This window comes from Flavobacterium endoglycinae (assembly GCF_017352115.1).
In the GTDB taxonomy this organism is placed as follows: domain Bacteria; phylum Bacteroidota; class Bacteroidia; order Flavobacteriales; family Flavobacteriaceae; genus Flavobacterium; species Flavobacterium endoglycinae.
Window position 1 is genome coordinate 5,094,837 of sequence record NZ_CP071448.1, and the last position, 25,867, is coordinate 5,120,703.

Genomic DNA, 25,867 nt, shown 5'->3' on the forward strand with positions numbered 1-25,867 from the left:
AAAAGGATAAACAGGATGAAAAATATATTTTTAATGCTTCTTTTCTGCATCGTTTATCAGAAAGGAATTGCACAGCAGTACATTCCGACAATAAAAAATAACAGCCAATTGCATTATGTCTGTAAGCTTCACGGACAAACCAGAAGTCTTCAGCTCACTGCCGAAACAGCGGCTGATAAACTGGCTTTTAAATTGGAAACCAGAGGTGTGAAAAGTAAAATCGTCATGCTTCCAGAAGCCGTACAGAATGGAACCGAATTAAGTTTTAATCAAGGAGAATATGCGCCTGTTTTAAACTTAAAACCTACAGAAACTTTTTTTATGATTTCAAGATCAGCTTATAAGAACTTGATAAAAAACAGTTCTTTTGTTTATAATAATACGACGTATGTTTTGGATGAAAAAAATGCAGAAAGTGTTCAAATTGACGGAAAAACAATAGACGCTCTGCATGTGAAAGCGCAGATCGACGAAACCGAAATGTGGATTGTAAAAAATCCAGATTTTCCACTAATCTGTAAAATCACCAATAATCCGTTGGGAATTAACCCAACGTTGGTAAAAGTTGTGGATTAATAAAGATGAAATAGAACAAAATTTAATTTTAACACATAGAAACATAGATTTTTTTTTTGCTTTTGTTTAAGATTACTGAAAAAGCAAGCTTTAACACATAGCTATGTGTTTTCAAATAAGTGAAACGCCTTTTTTTATTTTATAAAAGCTATGTTTCTATGTGTTAAAATTAATTTCACCGAAAGGGTTAAAGTTTCTGAGTTATAATAATAAACATGGCATATAAAAATTTCTTTTGGGTATTGATTTTTGCAGTTCTGATTTCCTGTAAAACAGAACAGCATTTGCATGACCAAAAAACAAAGATTGCTTTTATAGCCGATGCGCATTTGCAGGATATTTTTGCCAAATTTGAAGATAACGATTATCAAGGCATTCAAAACCCTGAAACTGGCCAATATGCTAATATCAGAACTATGAATGCCCAGCTGCATTCTACGCGAATTTTTAATGAAAATTACTTTGCTTTTTTAGAAGCTTTAAATGATATTGCGAAAAGAGGCATAAAACAGGTGGTGCTTCCTGGTGACTTCAGCGATGACGGACAGCCCGTACATGTTCGCGGATTGCGAAAAATTCTCGATCAATATTCCCAGAAATACGGTATCTCATTCTATGTAACCACAGGAAATCACGATGTTGTACGACCTTTTGCACAAGATGCTGTTAAGACAGATTTTTTAGGAAAAGACGGAAAAGAACAGATCATCAGCAGTTCTGAAAATATTTTGAATAAAAGTAAAAGCGAACTAGTTCCCATCATAACCGCCGATATCAAAAATTGGGGTTACAAAGAAACGATTCATGAAATGCGAGATTTTGGTTTTTTCCCAAAAAAGACCGATTTGTACTGGGAAACGCCATTTTCAAAATACACTTACTCAGAATATAATTTTGAAGAAGCTCAAAAAGAATCTCCTTTAGAAAATAGAACTTATGTAGTTAAAAACACCAATTTGTTTCTGCCCGATGCCAGTTATTTGGTAGAACCGGTTAAAGGAATCTGGCTTTTAGCAATCGATGCCAATGCCTATGTTCCAAATGAGAAATTATCTGGAAAAACAGATGATCCGCATGATTTTTCGGGAGCCAATACAGGCTACAATAACGTTTTGATCTATAAAAGCCATTTGCTAAAGTGGGTAAAAAAAGTTGCTGCAGAAGCCAAAGCCAAAGGAAAAATACTAATCGCTTTCAGCCATTACCCAATGGTAGAATTTAATGACAATGCTTCTCCCGAATTAAAGCAGCTTTTTGGTGCCGATAAAATGCAATTGCAGCGTGTTCCCGATGAAGAAGTGGCGCAACAGTTTGCAGATGCCGGGATTCAGGTTCATTTTGGCGGACACATGCACATCAACAATACCGGCGTTCGAACAACGGCAGAAGGAAATACGCTTTTCAATATTCAAACCCCATCGCTTGCCGCTTATATGCCTGCTTATAAAATATTGACCATTCATTCTGGTTCAGAACTGGAAGTGGAAACCATTGTGATAGGGAAAGTCAATAAATACAATAGTTTATTCCCTTTTTACGAAGAAGAATATGCTCATTTAAAAGAAATCAAAAGCAATGTAATCTGGGACAAAGAAATTTTAAAGGCAACTGATTATAAAGATTTTACCACTTGGCATTTGAAAGAATTGGTAAGATTACGCTTTTTGCCAGAAGATTTTCCAATCGAATTTCTAAAGTCAATTGTAAATCTTTCAGGAAGGGATTTGTTAGAAAAGAATAAAAACAGCTATAACCTTGATAAAGAGCTGAAAGAAAATTCATTGACTCGCTCTGATTTTGAATCATGGAACGGATTCGACATGATTTTCGATTTTTACCGTTTAAAAAATGCTGGAGAACTGGCTGTTCCAGAGATTGGAACCAAGAGATTAAAGCAATATGAGCTGATCTGCAAAGAATTTAAAAAATCAGATAATCCGCAACTGGTTTTATGGTCAGAGATATTCTATAAAACCATGAATGGCGAGCCTTCCAATCATTTTAAAATTGATTTAAAAAGTAACAGAATTGATAATTTATCTGTTAAATAATTTTGATATTTATTAGATCAAAAAAGACTAAATTGCATTTATAATTTATTTTCATGAGACTCAAATTCCTAATATTATTCTTGTTTTCTGTTGCCTTTTATCATTCTTATTCACAGAATATAAAATTTGCGCATTATAACGACAATAATGGGCTGTCGCATAATTCGGTGCGTCATATTGTACAGGATAAAAAAGGTTTTATGTGGTTTGGAACCTTCTCTGGACTAAACCGATTTGACGGTTATCAGTTTAAAAACTACATGAGTTCTGTTGCTGGAAAAAATAAATTGTATAATGATGATATTACCGCTTTAGAACTGGATGAAGCTTCCAATAATTTATGGATAGGCACGAGAAAAGGGTTGACGCTCTTTAAAATGGACACTCATGTGTTTACCACTTTTTTTCATAAAAAGAACGATCCAAACAGCCTTCCTGATGACGAAGTGAGATCGGTTTATGCAGATAAATTCAATCGAGTTTGGGTCGGTACCAAGAACAAAGGAGTGTATCTATTTTCTTTGCAAGATAAACGATTTGAGAAAATCCAGCTTAAAGGTTTTGATTACGTCAAAGACATTTTTGAAGACAAAAAAGGCAACGTTTGGATTGGAAGTTATGAAAAATCAGGTGTTGCCAAAATTACAATGGATGCAAAAGGAGCGATAGTTAGAATTATCACGTATACGCTTTCTGTACCCAATTCAAATATCAAAAACCCTTATCTCAATTTTATTTATGAAGATGCCAAATCGGATATTTTCATCGGAACTAGGGAAGGATTGTATAAATTGGATCAAGCCAAAAATCAGTTTATCAATCTGTACATCGACAACAAACAGGTGAGAGGTGCTTTAGGACCTTATTTTTTATCTGTTGCAAGAGCTCCTGACGGTAAATATTGGGTAGGAACTTTGGGCGGATTATTAGTTTGCAATGAGCTGGAAGATATTCAGAAAGGAAATTACAAATGGTATTATTCCATTTTATCTGATGATAGTTCGCTAGTTGATAATTTAATAGCATCGCTTTATTTTGATAAATCTGGCGTATTATGGATTGGAACCGAAGACGGTTTAGACAAGTACGATCCTTATGAAAACCAGTTTACTTTAAACAAAGACATTTCGCGTTCTATTGGCAATCAAGCGCCTAGAATTAGAGGTTTTGCTAAAACATACGATGAAAAAGTAATTGTAGCGACTTACCATAACGGACTTTTTATTTCGAATACAAAAGGTTCGGTTCCTTTGCACAATACAGGAAAAGATATTGCCAGCATTTATTCAGATGACGGAAAGATTTTTTACTGCGGTCTTTGGGATGGAAATATTTTGGTTTACAATTACCTAACAAATTCTTCTCGAGAAATACAGACAGGGTTTGAAAAATCGCCTGTTTTTGCTTTTTCCAAAATTGATAATGAGTCCATGATTGTAGGTTCGTTTGGAGAAGGAGCTGTAATTTTGAATACTAAAACACTGCAATTTCAGACTTCAAGCAAGCTTTTGCCAGACTTTCAAATCAATGCCATTGACAGAGATGCCAAAAATAATATCTGGTTTGCAACCGAAACTGGAGTCGTAAAATACAACATCAATTCTGGCAAGATAGAAACCTATTCTTCCCTTTTTATCAAAGAAAAAGGCGTTCCTCATGATGAAAATGTGAGTGATGTTTTAGTGGATGTAAAAGGTAAAATTTGGGCTTCAACACGCTCAGGACTTTGCTTATACAATCCGAAAAAGAATGAATTTGAACCCGTTAAAAAGCTGAAGGAACTTTCAGGAAAATGGATAACTGATATTCTATCCGATGCAAAGGGAAATCTGTGGCTCAATATCAATAACAACAACATTGCTTTTGTTAAAGCCGATTTAAATGATGTCAGCATTTATCACGTAAACAGCGGTAACAGATTGGATGTTTTTAGCTCAAGCGGTTTCTTTTATTTTAATAATTCGAATATTTTTCTGGGAGGCAAAAACGGAGTTATTTCTTTTTCGCCACCGGCAATGAAACGAAACAAATGGTCGCCTATGCCTGTTATTTCTGAATTTAAGATTCAGAATGAAGAAGTTTTTCCAGAAATGGAAATTAATGGCGAAATCCCGCTTTCAAAAGACCTGAACTATGGCAAAGAAATAGAGCTTACGCATAAAAATCGCAATTTTTCGATTCAGTTTTCGACTCCTTCATTCGCAAATGAAAAATTGAACAGATTTCAATATATGCTGGAAGGTTTTGATAAACATTGGATTACAGCTAACAGCACTTCGAGAATTGTGCAGTACACGAACTTGTATCCAGGAAATTATACTTTTAAAATACGATCAAGCAATAGTGACGGCTATTGGAGTAAAACGGTTTCGTATAAAATAAAAATCCTACCTCCATTCTGGCTTACGCCGACTTCATTTTTGATGTTTTTTGCGATTCTGTTTGGGGTTTTCTATTTTATCAGAAGAGAAATTAAAAACCGAATCCGCTTGAAACAAGAACTGCTTACCGAAAAAGTAAACAGAGAACACGATATAAAACTCAATAATGAAAAGCTGCGTTTCTTTACCAATATTTCGCATGAATTAAGAACGCCTTTGACTTTAATTTTAGGACCTGCAAAACAGCTTTTGGAGGAAAACAGCAACGCAACCGATTATGAGAAAAGCCGATACAATCTCATTTATCAGAATGCGAGCCGACTGTTGAATCTGGTAAATCAGGTTTTAGATTTTAGAAAAGCGCAATCGGGTGAATTAAAGCTCAAAGTGACGCAGACTGATATACTTTCTTATTCTCGAAATATTTTCGACTCGTTTAAGGAAATGGCTTTTAATAAAAAAATTAAGCTCAATTTCATCACCGAAGATCAAGAAATCAACGGATGGCTGGACAATGATAAGTATGATAAAATTCTCTACAATCTTTTATCAAATGCTTTAAAATTCACTAACAAAAACGGAAACGTAGATATGTCTGTGAGACTTAAAGAAACTGCTGCTGATATTTTGGTGATAGAAGTAACCGATAATGGAATTGGGATTCCGTTAAAAAGTCAGGAGAAGATTTTTAAGCGTTTCTATCAGGCTTCAAACAGTAAAGCAAATAACACAGGATCTGGAATTGGATTGTCACTCGTAAAATCGCTGGTATCAATTCACAAAGGAGTTATTTCTGTCGAAAGTACGCCAGGAAAAGGAAGCACATTTAGAGTTGAAATTCCGATAGACCGCGATTCGTATGAAAGTAAAGAAGTGTTTGAATATGCCATTAAAAATGACAATCTGAGTATGCTTATTCCCGAAAAAGCAGCTAAGAAAATCATTCAAAATACAGATTTAAAAGAGAAAATCTTAGTGATTGAAGACAATAGCGAACTCAGAAAATATCTGGTAGATTATTTGTCTGATTATTACAAAGTTTACGAAGCAGAAAACGGACAGGAAGGTTTAAAAATCTGCCGTCAGATTAAGCCAATCTTATGTGTGACAGATGTGATGATGCCTGTTATGGACGGATTGGAATTCTGCCGTGAACTTAAAAATGATGAATTCATTAGCCATATTCCGGTTATAATGCTGACGGCTCTTTCTGAAAATATGGATAAAGTGAAAGGTTACGATACTGGAGCAGATGGATATTTGGTGAAACCTTTTGAACCATTATTGCTCAAAACAGTAATTGAGAATATGATTAAATCGAGGTTAGAGCTCAAACAAAAATTCTCTGGAGAGGTAGAAAGCAAAGTAAGCATGCTGACGCACTCGCCAATTGATGAAGAATTTATGGAAAAAGTAACTAATCTAATCAACGATAATTTGAGTGAAGTAGATCTGTCTACCGATTTCTTATGCGATAAATTGGGAGTAAGTTCCTCAAAACTCTACCGAAAAATTAAAGAGCTTACAGATTTAGCACCAAATGAATTCATTAGAACAATCCGTTTGAAAAAATCGGCAGAACTGCTTAAGACCAAAAAATACAATGTTTCTGAAGTGACCAATCTTGTTGGTTTCAATGATCCGTTATATTTCAGCCGATGCTTTAAAAAACAGTTTGGTTTCCCGCCTAGCAAACTAATATAATTATGTTTTTTCTGCCACGAATTGCTTCGCCAGTTCGCTATCGCTCGAGTCACGAATTTTTTTTGCTCATTAGATCGGATTTTTTTCTTCTAAATTGCACGAATTTCTACAAATAAATTAGTTTTGATTATTTTATCATTCCTATGAAAGAGAATTAAAGCACGAAGTAAATCTCTGCAAGTTACTCCACAAAAATTTTAATTCAATATTTAAAAACATAGCCCAAGGTTTCAACCTTGGGTACACAATGTGTTTCCATTTTTTTTAGCCACGAATGCACGAATTCCTATTAATTTATACTTTGTAAAAATTGGTGCAATTCGAAGTAAATATTCTCTACGAGTAAATGAAAATTCGTGAATTCGTGGCTAAAAAAATAATGTTTTTAAGGCAGAAACCCTATAAAAACCAAAATTATCCATGTTTTTGATGTATTAATCCATTTTGAACGGAGTATGTAATTCTATTTTTGTCTTATAACATTATAACTATTTACCATTATGAAAAAGCATATAGACACAGATAATCCGTTGAAAAATTTAGATGAGTGGGAAGATGATTTGCTAATGCGATATCCTGATCCTTCTGAGGGAAATGCAAAAGAAAAACAGAAAGAAGAATTCCGGAATTATGTCGATTCAGAAAGAGTAGAAACAGTTAAGGAATTTTATAGAATAAACCATACGTATCAGACTTATGATTTTGTATGCAGTAAAGAACGGGAATTTCTACAGTTCAACAGAAAAGAAATGTCAATTTGGGAAGCGGTTGATTTTTTGAACACACTTGTAGACGACAGCGATCCAGATATTGACTTAGATCAGACACAGCATCTTTTGCAGACTTCAGAAGCCATTCGTGCGGACGGCCATCCAGATTGGTTTGTCTTAACAGGTTTTATTCATGATTTAGGTAAAGTTTTATGCCTTTTTGGAGAACCGCAATGGGCAGTTGTTGGCGATACATTTCCAGTTGGATGCGCGTATTCGGATAAAATTGTGTACCCAGAATTCTTTAAAGAAAACCCAGACTACACAGATCCAAGGTTCAACACCAAATTCGGAATCTACACCGAAAATTGCGGATTGGATAACGTAAAAATGAGCTGGGGACACGATGAATATCTCTATCAGATTATGAAAGACTATCTGCCAGAACCAGCCTTATACATGATTCGTTATCATTCTTTTTATTCGCAGCATAAAGAAAATGCGTATGCACACTTAATGAATGAAAAAGATATTGAAATGTTTGATTGGGTTAGAAAGTTCAATCCGTATGATTTGTACACAAAAGCTCCCGTTAAGCCAGATGTGAAAGCTTTGCTTCCTTACTACAAAGAATTAGTTGCTAAATATTTGCCAGAAAAGTTGAAGTTTTAAAAGTTTGTTTAAACACATAGGAACATAGATTTTTCTTTTGAGTATAAAAAAGTTTCATGAGAGAAACTAGTTTCCCACACATAGCTATGTTTTTGTAATAAATGAAATGTCTTTTAATACAAAGAAAAACTATGTTTCTATGTGTTAAAAAAATATTGCCAGCTATCTAAAACCAAAATAATGCAGAAAACCAAAACCAAAATATTTTTTGTAAGTCTGTTACTGCTTTTCACAGCAGGGATTTCAGCTCAAGAAAAAGACCGTAACGATTGGGAAAATCCCGAAGTGTTTCAAATAAATAGAGAACCTGCAAGAGCAGCTTTTCTTCCTTATGCAGACGAAACTTCGGCAATCATCGATAAGTATGAAAACTCCCCTTGGTATTTTTCTTTAAATGGCAAATGGAAATTTTCATGGTCGCCAACACCAGACGAACGCCCAAAGGATTTTTACAAAACAGATTTTAGCACCTTACATTGGAAAGAACTTCAGGTGCCTTCTAATTGGGAACTTAATGGATATGGAGTGCCAATTTATACAAACATTACCTATCCTTTCGAAAAAAATCCACCTTTTATCAATCATTGGGACAATCCTGTTGGGTCTTATAAAAAAGATTTTGTGCTGCCTGAAAACTGGAAAGGCCGACATGTTTTTCTTCATTTTGAAGCAGGAACCGCGGCCATGTACATTTGGGTGAATGGTGAAAAAGTCGGTTACACGGAAAACACCAAAAGTCCAGCGGAATTTGATATTTCGAAATATTTAAAACCAGGAAAAAATGATTTGGCTGTAGAAGTGTATCGATGGAGCGATGGTTCTTACTTAGAAGATCAGGACATGTGGAGGCTTTCTGGAATTGACAGAAATGTGTATTTATACAGTACAGATAAGGTTAGGATTTCAGACTTTTTTGCGAGACCTGATTTAGATGCGAAATATAAAAACGGAAGTTTGAATGTAGAGGTAAGTTTAAAAAATCTGACTTCAACTTCGGTTAACAATCAAAAATTAATTGCCAAATTAGTTGATGCTTCTGGAAAAAATGTATTTATAAAAGAACTAAATGTCAATTTAGAAGCTTCGAAAATTCAGACTTTAAATTTCTCTCAAAATATATCAAACCCAAAATTATGGAGCAGTGAGGCACCTAATTTATACACGTTGGTTCTGACTTTAAAAAATGCAAAAGGAGATAGTATAGAAACCGTTGGCACACAAATCGGATTTAGAAAAGTCGAATTAAAAGGTGGGCAATTATTGGTAAACGGTGTTCGATTAATGGTTCACGGAGTTAATATTCACGAACATAATCCTGTAACAGGACATTATCAGGATGAAGCTACGATGGTGAAAGACATCAAAATGATGAAACAGCTTAATATCAATTCCGTTCGCTGCAGTCATTATCCGAACAATGTTTTATGGGTGAAACTATGCAATAAATACGGTTTGTTTTTGGTGGATGAAGCCAATATCGAAAGCCATGGAATGGGAGTGGAAGGACAGCCTCTAAAGTGGATGAATCCAAAAACGAATCCTGGTTATCTTCCAGAATGGAGAGAAGCGCATTTGGACCGAATTTACAGTCTTGTCGAAAGAGATAAAAATATGCCATCGGTAATTATTTGGTCTTTAGGCAATGAAAGTGCGAACGGACCTGTTTTTCATGATGCCTATAAATGGATCAAAAAAAGAGATGTTAGCAGACTGGTTCAGTTTGAGCAGGCAAAAGAAAATGAAAATACCGATATCGTTTGTCCAATGTACCCAACGATAGATTACATGAAAGAATATGCGGCACGAAAAGAAGTAACCCGTCCATTCATTATGTGTGAGTATTCGCATGCGATGGGAAACAGCAGCGGAAACTTTCAGGAATATTGGGACATCATTTGCGGAAGCAAAAATATGCAAGGCGGATTTATCTGGGATTGGGTAGACCAGGGATTTCAAGGAATCGATGAGGCCGGGCGTAAATACTGGACTTACGGCGGCGATATGGGAAGCCAGAATTATCTAAACGACGAAAATTTCTGCCATAACGGATTGGTTTATCCGGATAGAACTCCGCATCAAGGAGCCTTTGAAGTGAAAAAAGTCTATCAGAATATTTTGTTCAAAGCAATTGATATCAAAAACGGAGTAATTGAAATTAATAACGATTTTGGATTTACAAATCTAAACAAGTACAATTTTAGGTATGAAGTTTTAGAAAACGGAAAAGTAATTAAGGATGGAACTTTTAATGTCGCTTTAGATCCGAAATCTAAAAAACAGTTTAAAATTGATTTGCCAAAATTAGAATCAAAAGAAGGAACAGAATATTTGCTGAATGTTTTTGCTAATACCAAAACAGGTTCAGAATTATTGCCTCAGAACTTTGAAATAGCAAAAGAGCAATTTGTGATTGAAGACGGAAAGTATTTTGCCAAATCTGAAAAGAGAAACTCGGCAAAAATTCAAGATGAAAAAGACCAATTTGTTTTGACTTCAGATAATGTTACGGTTAACATCAGTAAGAAAACCGGACTGATTTCGTATTACAGTTTAAAAGGCGAGCAATACTTTACAGAATATCCTGAACCTAATTTCTGGAGAGCGCCAACCGATAATGATATTGGAAACAAAATGCAGATTAGAACGAATGTCTGGAGAACGGCTGGGAAAAATACATCATTAGTAAGTATTGAGCAGACAGAAGAAAACGGACAGCAATATATTGTGGCGAAATTAAAATTGAACGATGTTGCTTCAGACTATACGATCAAATATGCATTATCAAATGACGGCGCTTTAGAGATTCAGGCTTTTTATAAAAAAGGAAATAATCCAGTGCCAGAACTGCCACGTTTCGGAATGATTTTCACTTTAAAAAATACATTAGAAAATTTAGATTATTACGGAAGAGGGCCTTTAGAAAATTATCCCGACAGGAAAACTTCATCCTTCAAAGGAATTTATAACAGTAAAGTTGCAGACCAATATGTGCCTTATACACGCCCGCAGGAAAATGGATATAAGACTGATATACGCTGGTTTAAATTGTCAAGCAATAAAGGAAATGGCTTGGAAGTAAAAGGTCTGCAGCCTTTGTGTATGAGTACTTTGAATAATTATCCGAGTGATTTTGATGGCGGAATTTCTAAAAAGAATCTTCATTCCAGCGATATCACGCCAAGAGATGAAGTAGTGGTTTGTGTAGACTTAACACAGCGAGGCTTAGGAGGCGACAACAGCTGGGGATTACCGCCGCACGAACAATATCGATTAACCGAAAGCGAATACAGCTACGGATTTATCATTAAGCCACTTTAATTAAAATAACCTGTTGCTTAGTTTAGTCACAGTTACAGTTTTCAGTCACAGATAGCACTGAATACTGTGACTGCGACTGAAAACTAACTGAAAATGAATATTATAAAAAATGAATAACCCTAAAAACGGAAGATTAATTTCTTTAGATGCGCTGCGCGGATTTGTGATGTTTTGGATTATGAGCGGTGAACACATTATTCATGCTCTGGCCAAAGCAGCTCCAATTCCTGTTTTTATCTGGATGTCATCGCAATTGCATCATGCGGAATGGAATGGCATTACATTCTATGATATGATTTTTCCTGTGTTTTTGTTTGTTGCAGGCGTTTCCATGCCGTTTTCTTTCGAGAAGAAAATGAGTCTGGCAGGAGTGCTAACGCCACAAGAATTGCCTGTAAGCGAAAAACGAAAAATATACCTTTCTATGCTAAGGAGAACTGGTATTTTACTGGTTCTAGGTTTTGTCGTAAATGGATTATTACGTTTTGACGGTTTTGATAATACCCGTTTTGCGAGTGTTTTAGGCAGAATCGGACTTGCTTGGTTTTTTGCTGGAATCATTTATTTGAATTTTGATCTCAAAAAACAGTTAATTTGGTTTTTAGCCATTTTGATGGGTTATTATGCAGCCATGAAATGGATTCCCGTTCCAGGATTTGGAGCAGGAGTTTTAACAAAGGAAGGATCATTAGAAAGTTATATTGACCGATTATTTTTACCGGGAAGGCTGCACAGCACTGTTTATGATCCTGAAGGAATATTTTCGACTCTTCCGGCAATTTCAACCGCTTTGCTTGGAGTTTTTACAGGAACATTTTTAAAAGCAAAAAATCAGTTTTCTATAAAAGCAAAACTGATTTTGATGACATTGACGGCTATTTTGTTAATAATTGCAGGTCTCATTTGGGATATTGATTTCCCTATTAACAAACATTTATGGACAAGTTCTTTTGTCTGTTTTGTGGGCGGATTCAGTATTTTATTTTTTGTTTTTTTCTATGTGATAATCGATTTGTCTGGTTTACACAAATGGGCATTTCCATTGATTTTAATTGGTTCAAATTCAATTCTAATTTATATCGCAGCTGAAGGCTCTGTAGATTTTAAACACACCGCAGATTACTTTTTTGGCGGACTTATTCACTATCTGCCGATGGTCTGGCAGCCAGTTTTTGTTGCTTTATCAGTCACGTTTGTACAGCTTCTTTTGCTTTATTTTCTCTATAAAAGAAAATGGTTTCTCAAGATTTGATACCAATCAAAATTTAAAATACATTTTACTAACTAACCACCAATAACCACCTATTATGAATGTATTACAAACCGCAGATTACATTGTATTCTTTATTTACTTTATCATAGTCACAGCCTATGGAATGTACATTTACAGAAGCAAAAAAACAGCTGCAACGAGTTCTAAAGAATATTTTTTAGCCGAAGGTTCGCTTACTTGGTGGGCAATCGGTGCATCGTTGATTGCGTCCAATATTTCAGCGGAACATTTTATCGGAATGAGCGGTTCTGGTTTTGCCATCGGATTGGCAATTGCTTCTTACGAATGGATGTCTGCAGCCACGCTGATTCTTGTAGCGATGTTTATTCTGCCTATTTACTTGAAAAATAAAATATTCACCATGCCGCAGTTTCTTGCCAAACGATACAGCGGTACCGTGAGTGCCATTATGGCGATTATCTGGCTTTTAATTTATGTATTTGTTAATCTTACTTCGATCATCTATTTAGGCGCTTTAGCTATTTCTTCAATTGCACCGATAAGCTTTCAGTTTTGTGTAATCGGATTGAGTTTGTTTGCTGTAATCGTGACTTTGGGCGGTATGAAAGTAATTGGATATACAGACATGTTTCAGGTAATTGTTTTAATTCTAGGAGGTCTCGTAACAACTTATCTCGCCCTGACATTATTATCAGATCAGTTTGGTTTTGGAAAAGACATCTTAAAAGGACTAGCTGTAATTGCTGATGAAGCGCCTGGACATCTGCATATGATTTTAGAAAAATCCAATCCGCATTATAATGAACTGCCAGGAATGTCGGTTTTGGTAGGCGGAATGTTAATCAATAATTTGGCGTATTGGGGATGCAATCAATACATTGTTCAGAGAGCGTTAGGAGCTGATTTGAAAACAGCGAGAAAAGGTATTTTATTTGCCGCTTTTCTAAAATTATTAGTTCCAATTATTGCCGTTTTACCGGGTATTGCCATGTTTGTAATGCACGAAAACGGAATGTTTCAGCAGGAAATGGTGGATGCAGCAGGAGTTTTAAAACCAGATCAAGCCTATCCGACTTTAATGAATTTACTTCCTGCGGGATTAAAAGGAGTCGCTTTAGCCGCTTTGACTGCAGCAATTGTTGCTTCTCTGGCAGGGAAAGCCAATAGTATTTCGACTATTTTTTCTTTAGATATTTATAAAAAATATTTCAATTCTCAGGCATCCGAAAAAAAACTGGTTCGTACCGGAAGATGGTGTGTTGTGGTTTGTATGATTATCGCGGCTTTTGTGGCGCCAGCATTAAAATCATTAGATCAGGCTTATCAATTTATACAAGAATATGTGGGATTCTTTTCACCAGGAGTTTTAGCAATTTTCTTGTTAGGAATGTTCTGGAAAAAAACGACTCCAGCGGCGGGATTGGCAGGAGCATTGCTCACAGTGCCTATTGCAGCGATTTTGAAATTTCTGCCAATGTGGACAGAAGGTGCGTTTCCTGATTATCCTTTCCTAGACAGAATGACTATTGTTTTCTTTATTATTGTATTGATAATGGTAGCAATAAGTCTAGCCAAACCAGTATCTGAACAGGAAGCTGAAATTCATAAAATAGAAGTCGATACATCAATGTATAAAGTGTCCTCAGGATTTATAGTTGGCTCTTTTATCATTAGTGGAATTTTAGTGGCTTTGTATACTGTTTTCTGGTAAGATTTTGGAATTGCTGGATAGAGTTCGAAGACATCTGTTTGCTACAGATTAAACGATTTTTGGTTTCACGCAGATCTGTCAGATTTCAGCAGATTTATTTAGATTTTTTTATAAATATCTGCGTAATCTGCTGAAATCATTTTAAATCAGCGTGAAATAAAACTTCTCAGGAAGAGTAAAAATAAGATCAAATACAAATATGAAAAAGAAATTTATAATCACGATACTTATTTTCTGTATTTCTTTAACCGTTTCGGCGCAGAAAACTTTTGATATTAAAAAGTATGGCGCTGTTGGAGATGGCAAAACCTTAAATACAAAAGAAATACAGAAAGCAATTGATGCAGCAAATAAAAACAAAGGCGGAAGAGTTGTTTTTTCTAAAGGAACATATCTCTCTGGAAGTATTGTTTTAAAAAATAATGTGGAGTTGTTTTTTGAAGAAGGCGCCACTTTATTAGGAAGCACCAATCCAGATGATTATCCAAAATATGAAGGAATAAGAGCTTTTATTATTGCGTTTGAAGCTAAAAATATGGCGGTAACAGGAAAAGGTATTATAGACGGACAAGGAAGAGAACTGGCATTAGCAATCGATTCCCTGCATCACACGGGAGTACGCATTGATCCAAAATACAATTACAAAAGAATGCGCCCAGAAGACGGAAGAGGAAAATTGATTTCGTTTGTAAAGTGCGATTCTATTACCATGAAGCAGATTACATTGAAGAACAGCCCAGGCTGGACGCAGTGTTTTAGAGAATGCAAAAATATTGTTATTGATTTTATAAAAGTGGAAAGCAGAGCGTATTGGAACAATGATGGAATTGATCTTGACGGTTGCGAAAATGCCCGAATTACCAATTGCAATATAAACACTGCCGATGACGGAATCTGTCTGAAATCAGAAGTGCCGGGACTGCACAATAATAATATTTACATCAGTAATTGCACGATACGGTCTAGTGCCAATGCAGTGAAATTTGGAACAGGTTCTTACGGCAGTTTCAAAAATGTAACCATTGAAAATATCAAGGTTTTTGACACATTCAGATCGGCAGTTGCCATTGAATCTGTTGATGGAGCGGAAATTGAAAACATCAAAGTTTCAGATATTACCGCTGTCAATACAGGAAATGCGATATTGATTCGTCTCGGGCATAGAAATGGAGATAAAGCAGGATCTATCAAAAATGTATCGATAAAAAACGTAAAAGTGCAGGTTCCGTTTGGACGCCCAGATATCGATTACGACATGAGAGGACCAGAAGTTGATTATTTCCATAATCCGTTTCCGTCTTCTATTGCTGGAATTCCGGGACATTTAATTGAAAATGTGACATTAGAAGATATTGAAATCATATATCCGGGAAGAGCTTCAAAAGGAATGGCGTACCATCCTTTAAGCCGACTGAAAGATGTCAAAGAAAATATAAACGGCTATCCTGAATTTAATATGTTTGGTGAACTGCCATCATGGGGATTTTATGTGCGCCACGTCGATGGAATTGAAATGAAGAACATAAAACTGATTTTGGATAAAGAGGATTTTCGTCCCGCTTTTGTTTTCGATGATGTCAAAAATCTGACCATGAATGCGATTGATATTCCTTCGGATAAAGTCAGTCAGATTGTTTTTAAAGATGTTATGGGAAGCAATTTGGACAGCGAAGCTGCAAAAAGAAAAATAGAACCAGAACAAAATAAATTTGAATTGCCAGCGCATTAAAAGTTAGCCACAAAGTCGCAAAGAAGTGAAGTTTTTTTGTTTCACGCAGATTTAAAAAGATTTAAGCAGATCCTGCAGATATTTAAAAAAAAAATCTAATTAAATCTGCCTAAATCTGAAAAATCTGCGTGAAAAAAACTTAGAGCCTTTGAGCCTTTGTGGCAAAAAAAATAAAAAATATGAAAAAGAAATCGATCATCACACTGCTAATTTTCTGTATTTCCATCACTATTTCAGCACAAAAGATTTACGACGTTAAAAAATACGGAGCAAAAGGAGATGGAAAAACTAACGATGCAGTAGCTATTCAAAAAGCAATTGACGCGTGCAGCAAAACAGGCGGAAGAGTTTTAATTCCTGCTCCCTTTACCTTTTTAGCAGGACCAATTGACGTCAAATCAAAAGTCGATTTGCATATTGAAGCTGGAGCTAAATTATTGGCAAGTCCAGATGAAAAATTGTACACCAAGAGTGCCTTCAGAACGAATCCGGGCGAGGGGACAATTTGGATTGGCGGAGAAAATGTTGAGGATTTTACCATTAGCGGAAGCGGAAAAATAGACGGGAACGGAATTTCTTTTATGGGAGAAGAACAAGAAGATGCGTATGTTCTAAAACCATTCAACGTTCTAGATCCAAGACCTCATGTTTTGACGATTATTGGAGGAAAAAATATTAGAATTCATGATGTTCATATAGGAAACTCAGCTTATTGGACAGTTCATTTAGTAGGATGTAATGATGTTGTGATCAGCGGCATTACTTTATTAAACAGCTTGAAAGTTCGCAATAGCGATGGAATCGATTTGGATCATTCTAAAAACGTGCGAATCAGCGATTGTTATATTGAAAGTGGTGACGATTGCATCTGCTTGAAAAACAGAAGAGAATTTGAAGAATTTGGAGCTTGTGAAAATATTACCGTTACCAACTGTACTATGACCAGCAGCAGCTGCGCCATTAAAATTGGTTCAGAAAACATGGATGCCATCAGACAAGTCGTTTTCAATAATTGCATCATCAAAAACAGCAATCGTGCTTTAGGAATTCAAAATAGAGATGAAGGAACGGTAAGCGATGTAATCTTTTCTAATATCATTATCGAAAGCAAATTAAATACCGACACGTGGTGGGGAAAAGCAGAGCCGATTTATGTAACCGCTTTTAGAAGAGCAAAAGTAAATCATAAAGATGCCAACTGGCGTTTTCCAAAAGGCGCGACAGAAGGAAAAGTTGGTGAAATTAAAAATATTTATTTCTCTAATATTCAATGTACAGGAGAAAATGGAGTTTTTGTAAGCGGAGAATCGAAAGATAAAATCAAGAATATTGTTTTTGATAATGTAAGTGTTTTTATAGATAAAAGAACTTCTTTTCCCGGCGGATTGTACGACAGACGTCCTGCCAATGTAGAAGGTTTTGTGCAGGGAAGCACCTCTGGTTTCTATTTTGATTCAGCTGAAAGCATTAAGGTTCAGAATTGTACGGTAGAATGGGGAAAAAATAAACCCGATTATTTTAAACATGCAGTTGAAAGTAAAAATGTCGATATATTAAAAGTGATTAATTTAGACGGAGAAGCCGCTTTTCCTGCTAAATTAGAGGCTGTAAAGAAATAATTAGCTTAATTCCGAATGAAAAATACGATCCTTACGAAATTTACCATTTGTGGTTTGATGTTGAGCAGTTTTTATATAAATGCTCAGAAAACGACTTTAGAAGTTGATGCTTCCAAAACGATTACTAAAATTCAGCCAACCATGTTCGGTTTGTTTTTTGAAGATATCAATTTTGCCGCAGACGGTGGATTGTACGCCGAAATGGTAAAAAACAGATCTTTTGAGTTCGAGAAACCTTTAATGGGTTGGGAGCAGCCAAATACCAAAAGGTCTTCAATGAATAAAGAATCGGGTAGTGCTGTGCCTATAAATTTAGCAGCAGACAATACCAATTTTTGTCGGGTAGAAATAAATAATGATAAAGGTTACGCTTTAATAAACGAAGGCTTCAGAGGAATGGGAGTGAAAAAAGATGCCAAATACAATCTTTCATTAAAAGCAGCCAATCCTAATGCAGCGATCAAGAAAATAATTGTTCAATTAATTGACAAAGATCAAAAAGTAATTGGAGAAACGAATATTATTCCAAATTCGGTACAGTGGGCAAATTATACGGCACAAATTATTGGTACGCAGACAGAAGCAAAAGCAAAACTTAAAATAACATTTGAAGGAACAGGAACTATCGATTTGGATATGATTTCGCTGTTTCCTGAAGATACATGGAAAGGCAGAAAAAACGGACTTCGTAAAGATCTTGTACAACTTTTATATGATGTAAAACCGGGATTTTTACGTTTCCCAGGCGGTTGTATTGTCGAAGGAAGAACATTGTCAGACCGTTATCAATGGAAAAAATCGGTTGGAAATGTAGAAGAAAGAAAAACGATGATGAACCGTTGGAATGTCGAATTCAGCCACAAACAAACGCCTGATTATTTTCAAAGTTTCGGATTAGGGTTTTACGAATATTTTCAGCTTTCTGAAGATATTGGAGCGGAACCTTTGCCAATTTTAAGCTGTGGAATGGCTTGCCAGTATAACACAGGAGAATTAGCTCCGATGGATGAATTAGATCCCTACATTCAAGATGCTTTAGATTTGATTGAATTTGCAAACGGAGAGGTTAATACAAAATGGGGAAAACTTCGGTTAGATATGGGACATCCGCAGCCGTTTAATTTAAAATATATCGGAGTTGGAAATGAGCAATGGGGAACAGATTATATTGACCGTTACAAAGTTTTTGAAAAAGCAATCAAAGCAAAATATCCAAAAATCATAATAGTATCTGGAAGCGGACCTTCACCAAAGGGTGAACATTTTGATTATGCAATGGCGGAACTTAAAAAGCTGAATGCAGAATTGATAGACGAACATTATTACGAAAGCCCGAAATGGTTTAGAAAAAACGCAGGCCGTTATGATAATTATGATCGAAAAGGGCCAAAAATATTTGCAGGAGAATATGCGGCACAAAGTGTTTCTGGAGCAAATCCAAACAATAGAAACAATTGGGAATGTGCCTTTTCTGAAGCCGCTTTTATGACGGGTTTGGAAAGAAATGCAGAAGTAGTTCAGTTATCGTCTTACGCACCATTAATGGCTCATGAAGATGCTTGGCAGTGGACACCCGATATGATTTGGTTTAATAATCTTCAATCTTATGGTTCGGCAAACTATTATGTGCAGCAATTGTTTTCTACTAATAAAGGAACAGATTTGTTAAGCATCACTCAGGACGGAAAAGCTTTAATTGGGCAGCATGATTTATACGCATCGGCAGTAAAAGACACGAATAGTAAAGAAATTATTGTGAAATTGGTAAACACTGCAGCTTCAAACCAAGACGTTAATATCAATTTGAAAGGAGCAAAATTAGGCTCAAAAGGTAGTATGATTAGATTGGTAAGCGAAAATTTACAGGATGAAAATACTTTTGCAGATCCAAAAAAAATCATGCCAAAACAGAGTGAATATAAAATTGCTAAAGGAAGCCAGCAGTTCGATCTTCCACCGTATTCGGTCACAGTTTTAAAATTTAAAATTAAGTAACGATCTATTTTTCAGTACTAGAAACTAAACTCGTTTCATTATGGTTTTTTAAAACGTGAAATTCCCTTTTTTAATAGTATTTTAGCAGAGTATAATGGTATATTCTGCTTGCTGAAATCTATAACAGCTTCATGTTTTCTAGGATATATTTGCCTGACATTTGTAAAGAGCTTCGTAAATGCAAATTTTTAATTTGTAACGTAGGTACTTCAAAACCAATATGCATACCTATTTTATCGAAATAAAAATTATAAAACCAACATGCAAGAAGACAGTGCTTTAGAAAATAATGGTGTACTGGCACTCTACGAGCTTATTACGAGTTATATTGAAATTTCAGATTCCGAATTGGAATACTGTCTCAGCATGCTCGATTATGAATCGTATAAAAAGAAAGAAATACTTTTAAAAGAAGATGAAATCTGCTCTAAAATTTATTTTGTAACCAAAGGACTGCTGCGGATCTATTTTGTAGATGACAAAGACGAGGAAAAAACATTTCATTTCTGTTTAGAAAATACTTTTGGAACAGATTATGAAAGCTTTCTTAAAGGAATCCCTGCTAGTTTTTCAATACAGGCTATGGAAGATACAGAAGTGCTCGTTATCTCATTTGAGATGCTTCAAAATATTTATAAGGTATTACAGCAGGGCGAAAAACTAGGAAGACTCATAACCGAAGATTATTTTTTTATTGTTAATGATAAAATAAAAGCTCTTTATGTCAATAGTCCAATGGTTAGGTATAAAGAAATGAATAATAGATTTCCTCGTATTCTCCAGCGCGTTCCCCAGCACTGTATTGCATCTTATCTTAATATAACACCTGTTCATTTGAGTCGTTTAAAATATATGAATGATTCGGTGTAAAAAATCCAAGTGATTCTTCAATGTATTTTGGTATTCCTAAATCGAAATGCTTAACATTTGTTATTGCTTATTGTTAGTTTAGACTTTTTATTTGTGTCTTTTTAATAATCGTGTTGTATTTACATTTGTTGTCCCTCTGTAGTATTTTAGACTTACAGCTTGGCTGATCCTTTTACGCTACGGTTTGACATTTTGTTATGCAGCATTCCAATTATGTATCAATAATGGAAGTAAAAATAAATGACAACATCAAGAGTATGAGAGAACTCAAGAATTATACTCAGGAATACATGGCACAAAGGCTTGACATTACACAGGCGGCATACAGTAAAATTGAAAAAGGAAACACCAGCATCAGCTTTGATAAACTTGAAAAAATCGCCACTGTTTTTGAAGTAGACCTAGAAGCTATTATTCGCTTTAACAGTGATTTGGGACCTGCTGGATCAAGTTACAAAATCAGTCATTCCTCTGAAACGTATTCAGGTCTAAGACTTTACAAAGATAAAATTGCACTGCTTGAAAAATTATTGCATCATACTGATTTAGAAATCAAACGGTATGAAGACAAGTTTGGATCACTCTAAGTCACTTCAAAAAGTATTTATTAAAAACATTAAATAAATTATGTAATTACTTCTGCATCAAATATTAAATGGGAAGTTATTATGTATTTGGAATATTTTAGTACAAATAGTTATAAAAAATAACTATTTGTATAATTTTATGCTATGTAAAAATTAGTCATTCACGGGATGGGAATTGTGCAATAATTAAATTTTACGATGTAATAGCAGCGAGTATACAAACCAATAGATTCGCATAAAAATTGCCTTCCTTATGGAGAGAACTTTACAGCTTCTAAAAGATATAGTTGACCAAACCCCTCTTCCGATAGGGGTTTATATCGGTACCGAATTAAGAATTGAACTTGCCAACCAATCGATGATTGAAACTTGGGGCAAAGGAGATCAAGTATTGGGTAAAACCTACTTTGAAATTCTGCCTGAAATAGGGAGACAGAATATTTTTGATCAGGCGCTGGAAGTACTTAGAACGGGAATTCCCTTCCATGCAAAAGACCGCAGGGTTGATCTTATCAAAGAAGGAGAATTAAAAAGCTACTATTTTAATTATAGTTTTATTCCGCTATTAGATTCAAAGGGAGAAATTTATGGAGTAATGAATACCGGCATGGATATAACTGATCTTCATTTGGCCAGAGAAAAGGTGCAGAGTTCAGAGGAACAACTTAGAATGGCCATAGATGCTTCGGGAATGGGTACTTATGAAATCGATCTTTTAACAAATCAAATAAAGACTTCGGGAAATTTCAAATCCATCTGGCCTGTAGAAGGTGAAATTTCCAATGAGAAAATTACTTCACGTCTGCATCCTGATGATCTGGCCGTGCGTGAAAGAGCACATCAACAAGCACATCAGTCGGGAATTATTTCGTATCAAGCCAGAATTTTAAATGAAGATAATTCGATGCGATGGGTCAGAATTAATGGCAAGATTATAAAAGATTCACAGGGGAATTCCGTTAAAATTGCGGGCGTAATAGAGGATATTGAAAAGCAGAAAGTATTTGAAGAGAAGATGAAAAAACAAGTTTCACAAAGTATGGAGGAACTTAGACGCTCTAATGAAGATCTGCAGCATTTTGCTAATCTAGTAAGTCATGATCTTAGAGAACCCGTTCGAAAAATAAAAACGTTTATGGGGCTTTTGAAAAGAGAAATCAAATTTGACACCAGCGCCGTTTTTAAAAGATATCTAAGCAGAATTGACCATTCAGCAGAACGTATGGAAAATATAATAGAAGGAATTTTAAATTATTCTGCTGCTGATAAGAAGAAACATATTGTAGAATGGATTGATTTAGGCGAAATTCTGGAAGATATAAAAATAGATTTTGAACTGGTTATAAATGATAAAAATGCACAGATTGTACATTTCGGACTTCCGAAAATTGAAGGAGCACCTATTCTTATACAGCAGCTTTTTTACAATCTGGTACAGAATGCTCTTAAATTTTCTAAACCCGGTGAGTTTCCCTATATAGAAATAAATTCTAAAATTATACAGAATAATGATAGGGCAGAAGCGCAGATTTCAATTCAGGATAACGGCATTGGTATTGAAAACCAATATGCCGAACGTATATTTAACGCTTTTGAAAGACTGCATTCTAAAGATCAATATGAAGGAAGCGGGCTTGGGTTGTCGCTATGCAGAAAAATTGTAAATCGTCATGGCGGACAAATTACTGCTGTGGGAAAAGCAGGCAAAGGAGCAGAATTTATTCTTACGCTGCCGTTAGAACAAAATAAATCTACTATTTAATAGAAATTTACAAGAATATCATACGTTAAAAATTTTAACAATTAAGATTTTTGTATTTAGATATTTTCTAATATCTTTAACATATGGGAATTATATAAAAACCGCGTATAATTTTACAGTTTATATAGTTTGCATCTTAACGTTAATCTTTTTGACTATATGAGAATATTTTTTGCTGCGCTTCTATTTTCTTTAAGTTCCTTTACTACATTATCTATAGATGATAAAAAAATATTTCTCAATGAGATCGAACTCACCCGCCTCAATGATCATGTAAATGAAATAAAAACATTTGCAGCATCTAATCATAAATTCAACAGTAAAATTGCCTTTCTGGTAGATATGAAAATCAAATCAGGAAGAAATCGTTTTTTTGTATATGATCTTGAGCATGACCAGATTCTTGACCAAGGACTTGTTGCTCATGGATCAGGTTCTGAAACCAATATAAAGGGAGATATTCTTCAGTTCAGCAATACTCCAGAATCTAATTGTACTTCTTTAGGAAAATATGCCATTGAAGGATCATATAAAGGCGTTTTTGGAAAAGCTTTTAGACTTGCAGGACTGGATCAGAGTAACTGCAATGCCATGAAAAGAGCCATCGTACTTCATCATTACAAAGAAGTTCCTTACGAAGAACAGGGCTATTATATAATTAATAGTCATGGGTGTCCAATGGTAAATGAAGTATTTTTTAAAAGACTTGAAAAAATCATAGACAGTTCTAAATCTAAAATTCTTCTTTCCGTATATTATGAATAATATATTTTAAAATATAATTACCCAAAAAGAGTCTTTAAGACTCTTTTTTTTTGGATTAAACTCTCCATATTTCGAAACGTGTTGGATGTAAATTATAACGTTATGTTATGTTTTATAAATAAAAAAAGAATTGAGACTGGGCTAAAGTTCATAATCTTGCAGCATGTTTATTTCTCTTAGCAGAGTGTTTTCTCTAAGCTTTTTAATAGATTATTGAACATTGCAGAACATAAATTGGGGATTATGTCTGTGCTGGATAACCCGTCTTATCTTTTGTAAGACGGGATTTTCCAATTATTATTTTAAATATAAGATTTCATAGTACAAGAGTATTTCCTTTTACTACTTTAATAAATGATAAAAAGTAATCTTTGCCTTTTTTTTAAATCAGCTTAACTTCTTGTGAAAACATACTCATGTCTCTTTATCCATTTATTATCGTCCGAAAAAAGGACTTCCTTACGTATAGAAAAGGATGTTTTGCCTATCGTGTAGATTTGTTTTATCAAGGCATCTTTGTTATCATTACCATCCTTTCCAGATTTCTGGGTTACAATTTGAACGCTTCCATCTGGAAGATCCTTTCTTGATTCAATTTGTTCTTTGCCTATATATTTTTCATCCTCTGAAATAATAATAGTCTGTTCTGTATTGGCACTTTTTTCTTTTGGATAGGTGTAAATAAAAAGAAATTCATTCGATGCATCTCTTCTTTTAACTTCTAGATCTGCTGACATGCTGTAGGGTTTTCCCGAAGAGTAATCTAAATACGTGAGAGTTCCTTTCCATATTCCGCATGCTTTTTCGAAATCTGCCCTAAGTGTTTGTGTTTTCTTTTGGGCATGGGTAAAATAAGTTGTAAAAATAGCTGTGCAAATCAGCGTAATAGCAAGTGATTTCTTCATTGGGATCAGTTATTAAGTTGCTTTATAGAGTTCTATTTTTTGTTTTAGAACGTTCAACACATTTTGCATTTGCTTTGTGAATGCTTATTTCAAATGCAATGATTCAAAACTAGTTATATAAAAGGAAATAAGAATTGACTTAGGATAAGTTTTGTACCAATAATTTTTCGGCGATTAATTGATATTAAAAATCTGTTTTCGGTATTCTCCTGGAGTTAGACTTACGATTTGTTTGAAAATTTTTGAAAAATGAGCCAGATTGGAAAAGCCGGTATCTATGGTAATCTCTAAAAAAGTTTTGTTTGTAGTGGCAATAAGGTACTGGGCGCGTTCAATTTTTTTTTCATGTATATATCGCAAAGGTCTCATTCCGGTATGAATTAAAAATTGTTTAGAGAAATAGTCCTGATTCTGATTAACTCTTGCAGCCAGTTCTAAAATTGTGATATTTTGATGTATATTGAGCTGTATATAGCTCATGGTATCGGCTATTTTTGAAGGTATAATCCGCTGCGGAGAAACTTTAAAACCCGCAGATAGAAATCTGGAAATTAACTGCAGTATAATGCCTTGATTTTCAAATTGAACATGAGGTTTGATTACATTATTTAAAGATCTGTATTCTTTGTAATAAGCTTCTCTTTCATAAATTTTAGGATTATCAGATCGGTTAATTCCTCTTCCGGGATTACTCTTCAACATCTTTTTTATAAGCAGTATATCAATTTGAGATGCTGTACATTTTAAAATGCGGCGATTATTACCAAATAATGAAATTCCGTCTGCAGAATCTTCAAAAAATTGGACAAAATACTGGCTTAGATAATGATCGCAGTTTAAATTACAAGTTGTAAAACTCGGTATTAAATACAGGCAGCCCGGTTCTAATTTCAATTGCTGGCTGCTGTCTGATACAAATCCGGTTCCTTCATCAATATAATACAGCCGATAATACGGACTGATCACATTGTAATAATTCCATTTATCGTCAAGCTTGACATAATCTATATGAAGCAGTGTAAATGAGTAAGAGAAAATATTGTGGGACATGAGAGAAAATGATCGGTTTTAAATAATAAATAATCGGTTTTGAATACATAAAACAAAATATTCTATTTTAATTTTACTACAATTAAAATGATTAAATATAATCAATAATAAAATTTTAAGATCGATTAAAAAATAATATATAGTAATATAGATTTATTTATTAGAAATTTATCAGTATTAGAATATTTTTTTAATCGGATATGAATAAAAACTAAGTGAATTAAAAAT

Annotated in this window: 16 protein-coding genes; 14 read left to right on the forward strand and 2 right to left on the reverse strand. The window is 34.6% G+C overall.

Features of this window, described 5'->3' with window-relative positions; translation table 11 throughout:
* Window positions 1–15 precede the first annotated feature (15 nt).
* The 14 genes from J0383_RS21930 to J0383_RS21995 all read left to right on the forward strand — a co-directional run bounded on the left by J0383_RS21930 (window position 16) and on the right by J0383_RS21995 (window position 23,684).
* Entirely contained in the window at window positions 16–576 is a 561-nt protein-coding gene (locus tag J0383_RS21930; protein ID WP_207296085.1) for a hypothetical protein, read from the forward strand.
* 215 nt (window positions 577–791) lie between these two features.
* A complete protein-coding gene (locus tag J0383_RS21935) occupies window positions 792–2,627 on the forward strand; it encodes a metallophosphoesterase family protein (RefSeq protein WP_207296086.1) in 1,836 nt (611 codons plus the stop codon).
* A gap of 53 nt (window positions 2,628–2,680) precedes the next feature.
* Complete coding sequence (locus J0383_RS21940) at window positions 2,681–6,712, forward strand: hybrid sensor histidine kinase/response regulator transcription factor (protein WP_207296087.1); 4,032 nt, start codon at window positions 2,681–2,683, stop codon at window positions 6,710–6,712.
* Between the two features lie 500 nt (window positions 6,713–7,212).
* Window positions 7,213–8,094: an inositol oxygenase gene (locus J0383_RS21945; protein WP_207296088.1), complete on the forward strand. Its 882-nt coding sequence runs from the start codon at window positions 7,213–7,215 to the stop codon at window positions 8,092–8,094.
* Between the two features lie 180 nt (window positions 8,095–8,274).
* Entirely contained in the window at window positions 8,275–11,412 is a 3,138-nt protein-coding gene (locus J0383_RS21950; RefSeq protein ID WP_207296089.1) for a glycoside hydrolase family 2 TIM barrel-domain containing protein, read from the forward strand.
* Between the two features lie 109 nt (window positions 11,413–11,521).
* Window positions 11,522–12,664: an acyltransferase family protein gene (locus J0383_RS21955; RefSeq protein WP_207296090.1), complete on the forward strand. Its 1,143-nt coding sequence runs from the start codon at window positions 11,522–11,524 to the stop codon at window positions 12,662–12,664.
* Between the two features lie 55 nt (window positions 12,665–12,719).
* The gene (locus J0383_RS21960; protein WP_207296091.1) at window positions 12,720–14,357 is read left to right on the forward strand and encodes a sodium/sugar symporter; all 1,638 of its coding nucleotides are present in this window, start codon (window positions 12,720–12,722) and stop codon (window positions 14,355–14,357) included.
* Window positions 14,358–14,556: 199 nt separating this feature from the next.
* Window positions 14,557–16,086 (forward strand): glycoside hydrolase family 28 protein, encoded by a 1,530-nt coding sequence (locus tag J0383_RS21965; protein WP_207296092.1) that lies wholly within the window; start codon window positions 14,557–14,559, stop codon window positions 16,084–16,086.
* A 179-nt stretch (window positions 16,087–16,265) separates the two neighbouring features.
* Window positions 16,266–17,705: a glycoside hydrolase family 28 protein gene (locus tag J0383_RS21970; RefSeq protein WP_207296093.1), complete on the forward strand. Its 1,440-nt coding sequence runs from the start codon at window positions 16,266–16,268 to the stop codon at window positions 17,703–17,705.
* Between the two features lie 15 nt (window positions 17,706–17,720).
* A complete protein-coding gene (locus J0383_RS21975; protein WP_207296094.1) occupies window positions 17,721–19,700 on the forward strand; it encodes an alpha-L-arabinofuranosidase C-terminal domain-containing protein in 1,980 nt (659 codons plus the stop codon).
* A 261-nt stretch (window positions 19,701–19,961) separates the two neighbouring features.
* Window positions 19,962–20,570 (forward strand): Crp/Fnr family transcriptional regulator, encoded by a 609-nt coding sequence (locus J0383_RS21980; RefSeq protein ID WP_207296095.1) that lies wholly within the window; start codon window positions 19,962–19,964, stop codon window positions 20,568–20,570.
* A gap of 224 nt (window positions 20,571–20,794) precedes the next feature.
* The gene (locus J0383_RS21985; RefSeq protein WP_207296096.1) at window positions 20,795–21,157 is read left to right on the forward strand and encodes a helix-turn-helix transcriptional regulator; all 363 of its coding nucleotides are present in this window, start codon (window positions 20,795–20,797) and stop codon (window positions 21,155–21,157) included.
* Window positions 21,158–21,410: 253 nt separating this feature from the next.
* Window positions 21,411–22,919, forward strand: coding sequence for a sensor histidine kinase (locus J0383_RS21990; protein WP_207296097.1), 1,509 nt, complete (start codon window positions 21,411–21,413; stop codon window positions 22,917–22,919).
* 159 nt (window positions 22,920–23,078) lie between these two features.
* Window positions 23,079–23,684 carry a murein L,D-transpeptidase catalytic domain-containing protein gene (locus J0383_RS21995; RefSeq protein WP_207296098.1) on the forward strand — a complete coding sequence of 202 codons (606 nt, stop codon included), beginning with the start codon at window positions 23,079–23,081 and terminating at the stop codon, window positions 23,682–23,684.
* A 392-nt stretch (window positions 23,685–24,076) separates the two neighbouring features.
* Here the strand turns inward: J0383_RS21995 and J0383_RS22000 are convergent, their stop codons facing one another.
* Together J0383_RS22000 and J0383_RS22005 are read right to left on the reverse strand one after the other, a co-directional pair.
* Entirely contained in the window at window positions 24,077–24,589 is a 513-nt protein-coding gene (locus J0383_RS22000; RefSeq protein WP_207296099.1) for a hypothetical protein, read from the reverse strand.
* Window positions 24,590–24,763: 174 nt separating this feature from the next.
* On the reverse strand, window positions 24,764–25,639 hold the full coding sequence (locus J0383_RS22005) for a helix-turn-helix domain-containing protein (protein WP_207296100.1): 876 nt from the start codon (window positions 25,637–25,639) through the stop codon (window positions 24,764–24,766).
* Window positions 25,640–25,867 lie beyond the last annotated feature (228 nt).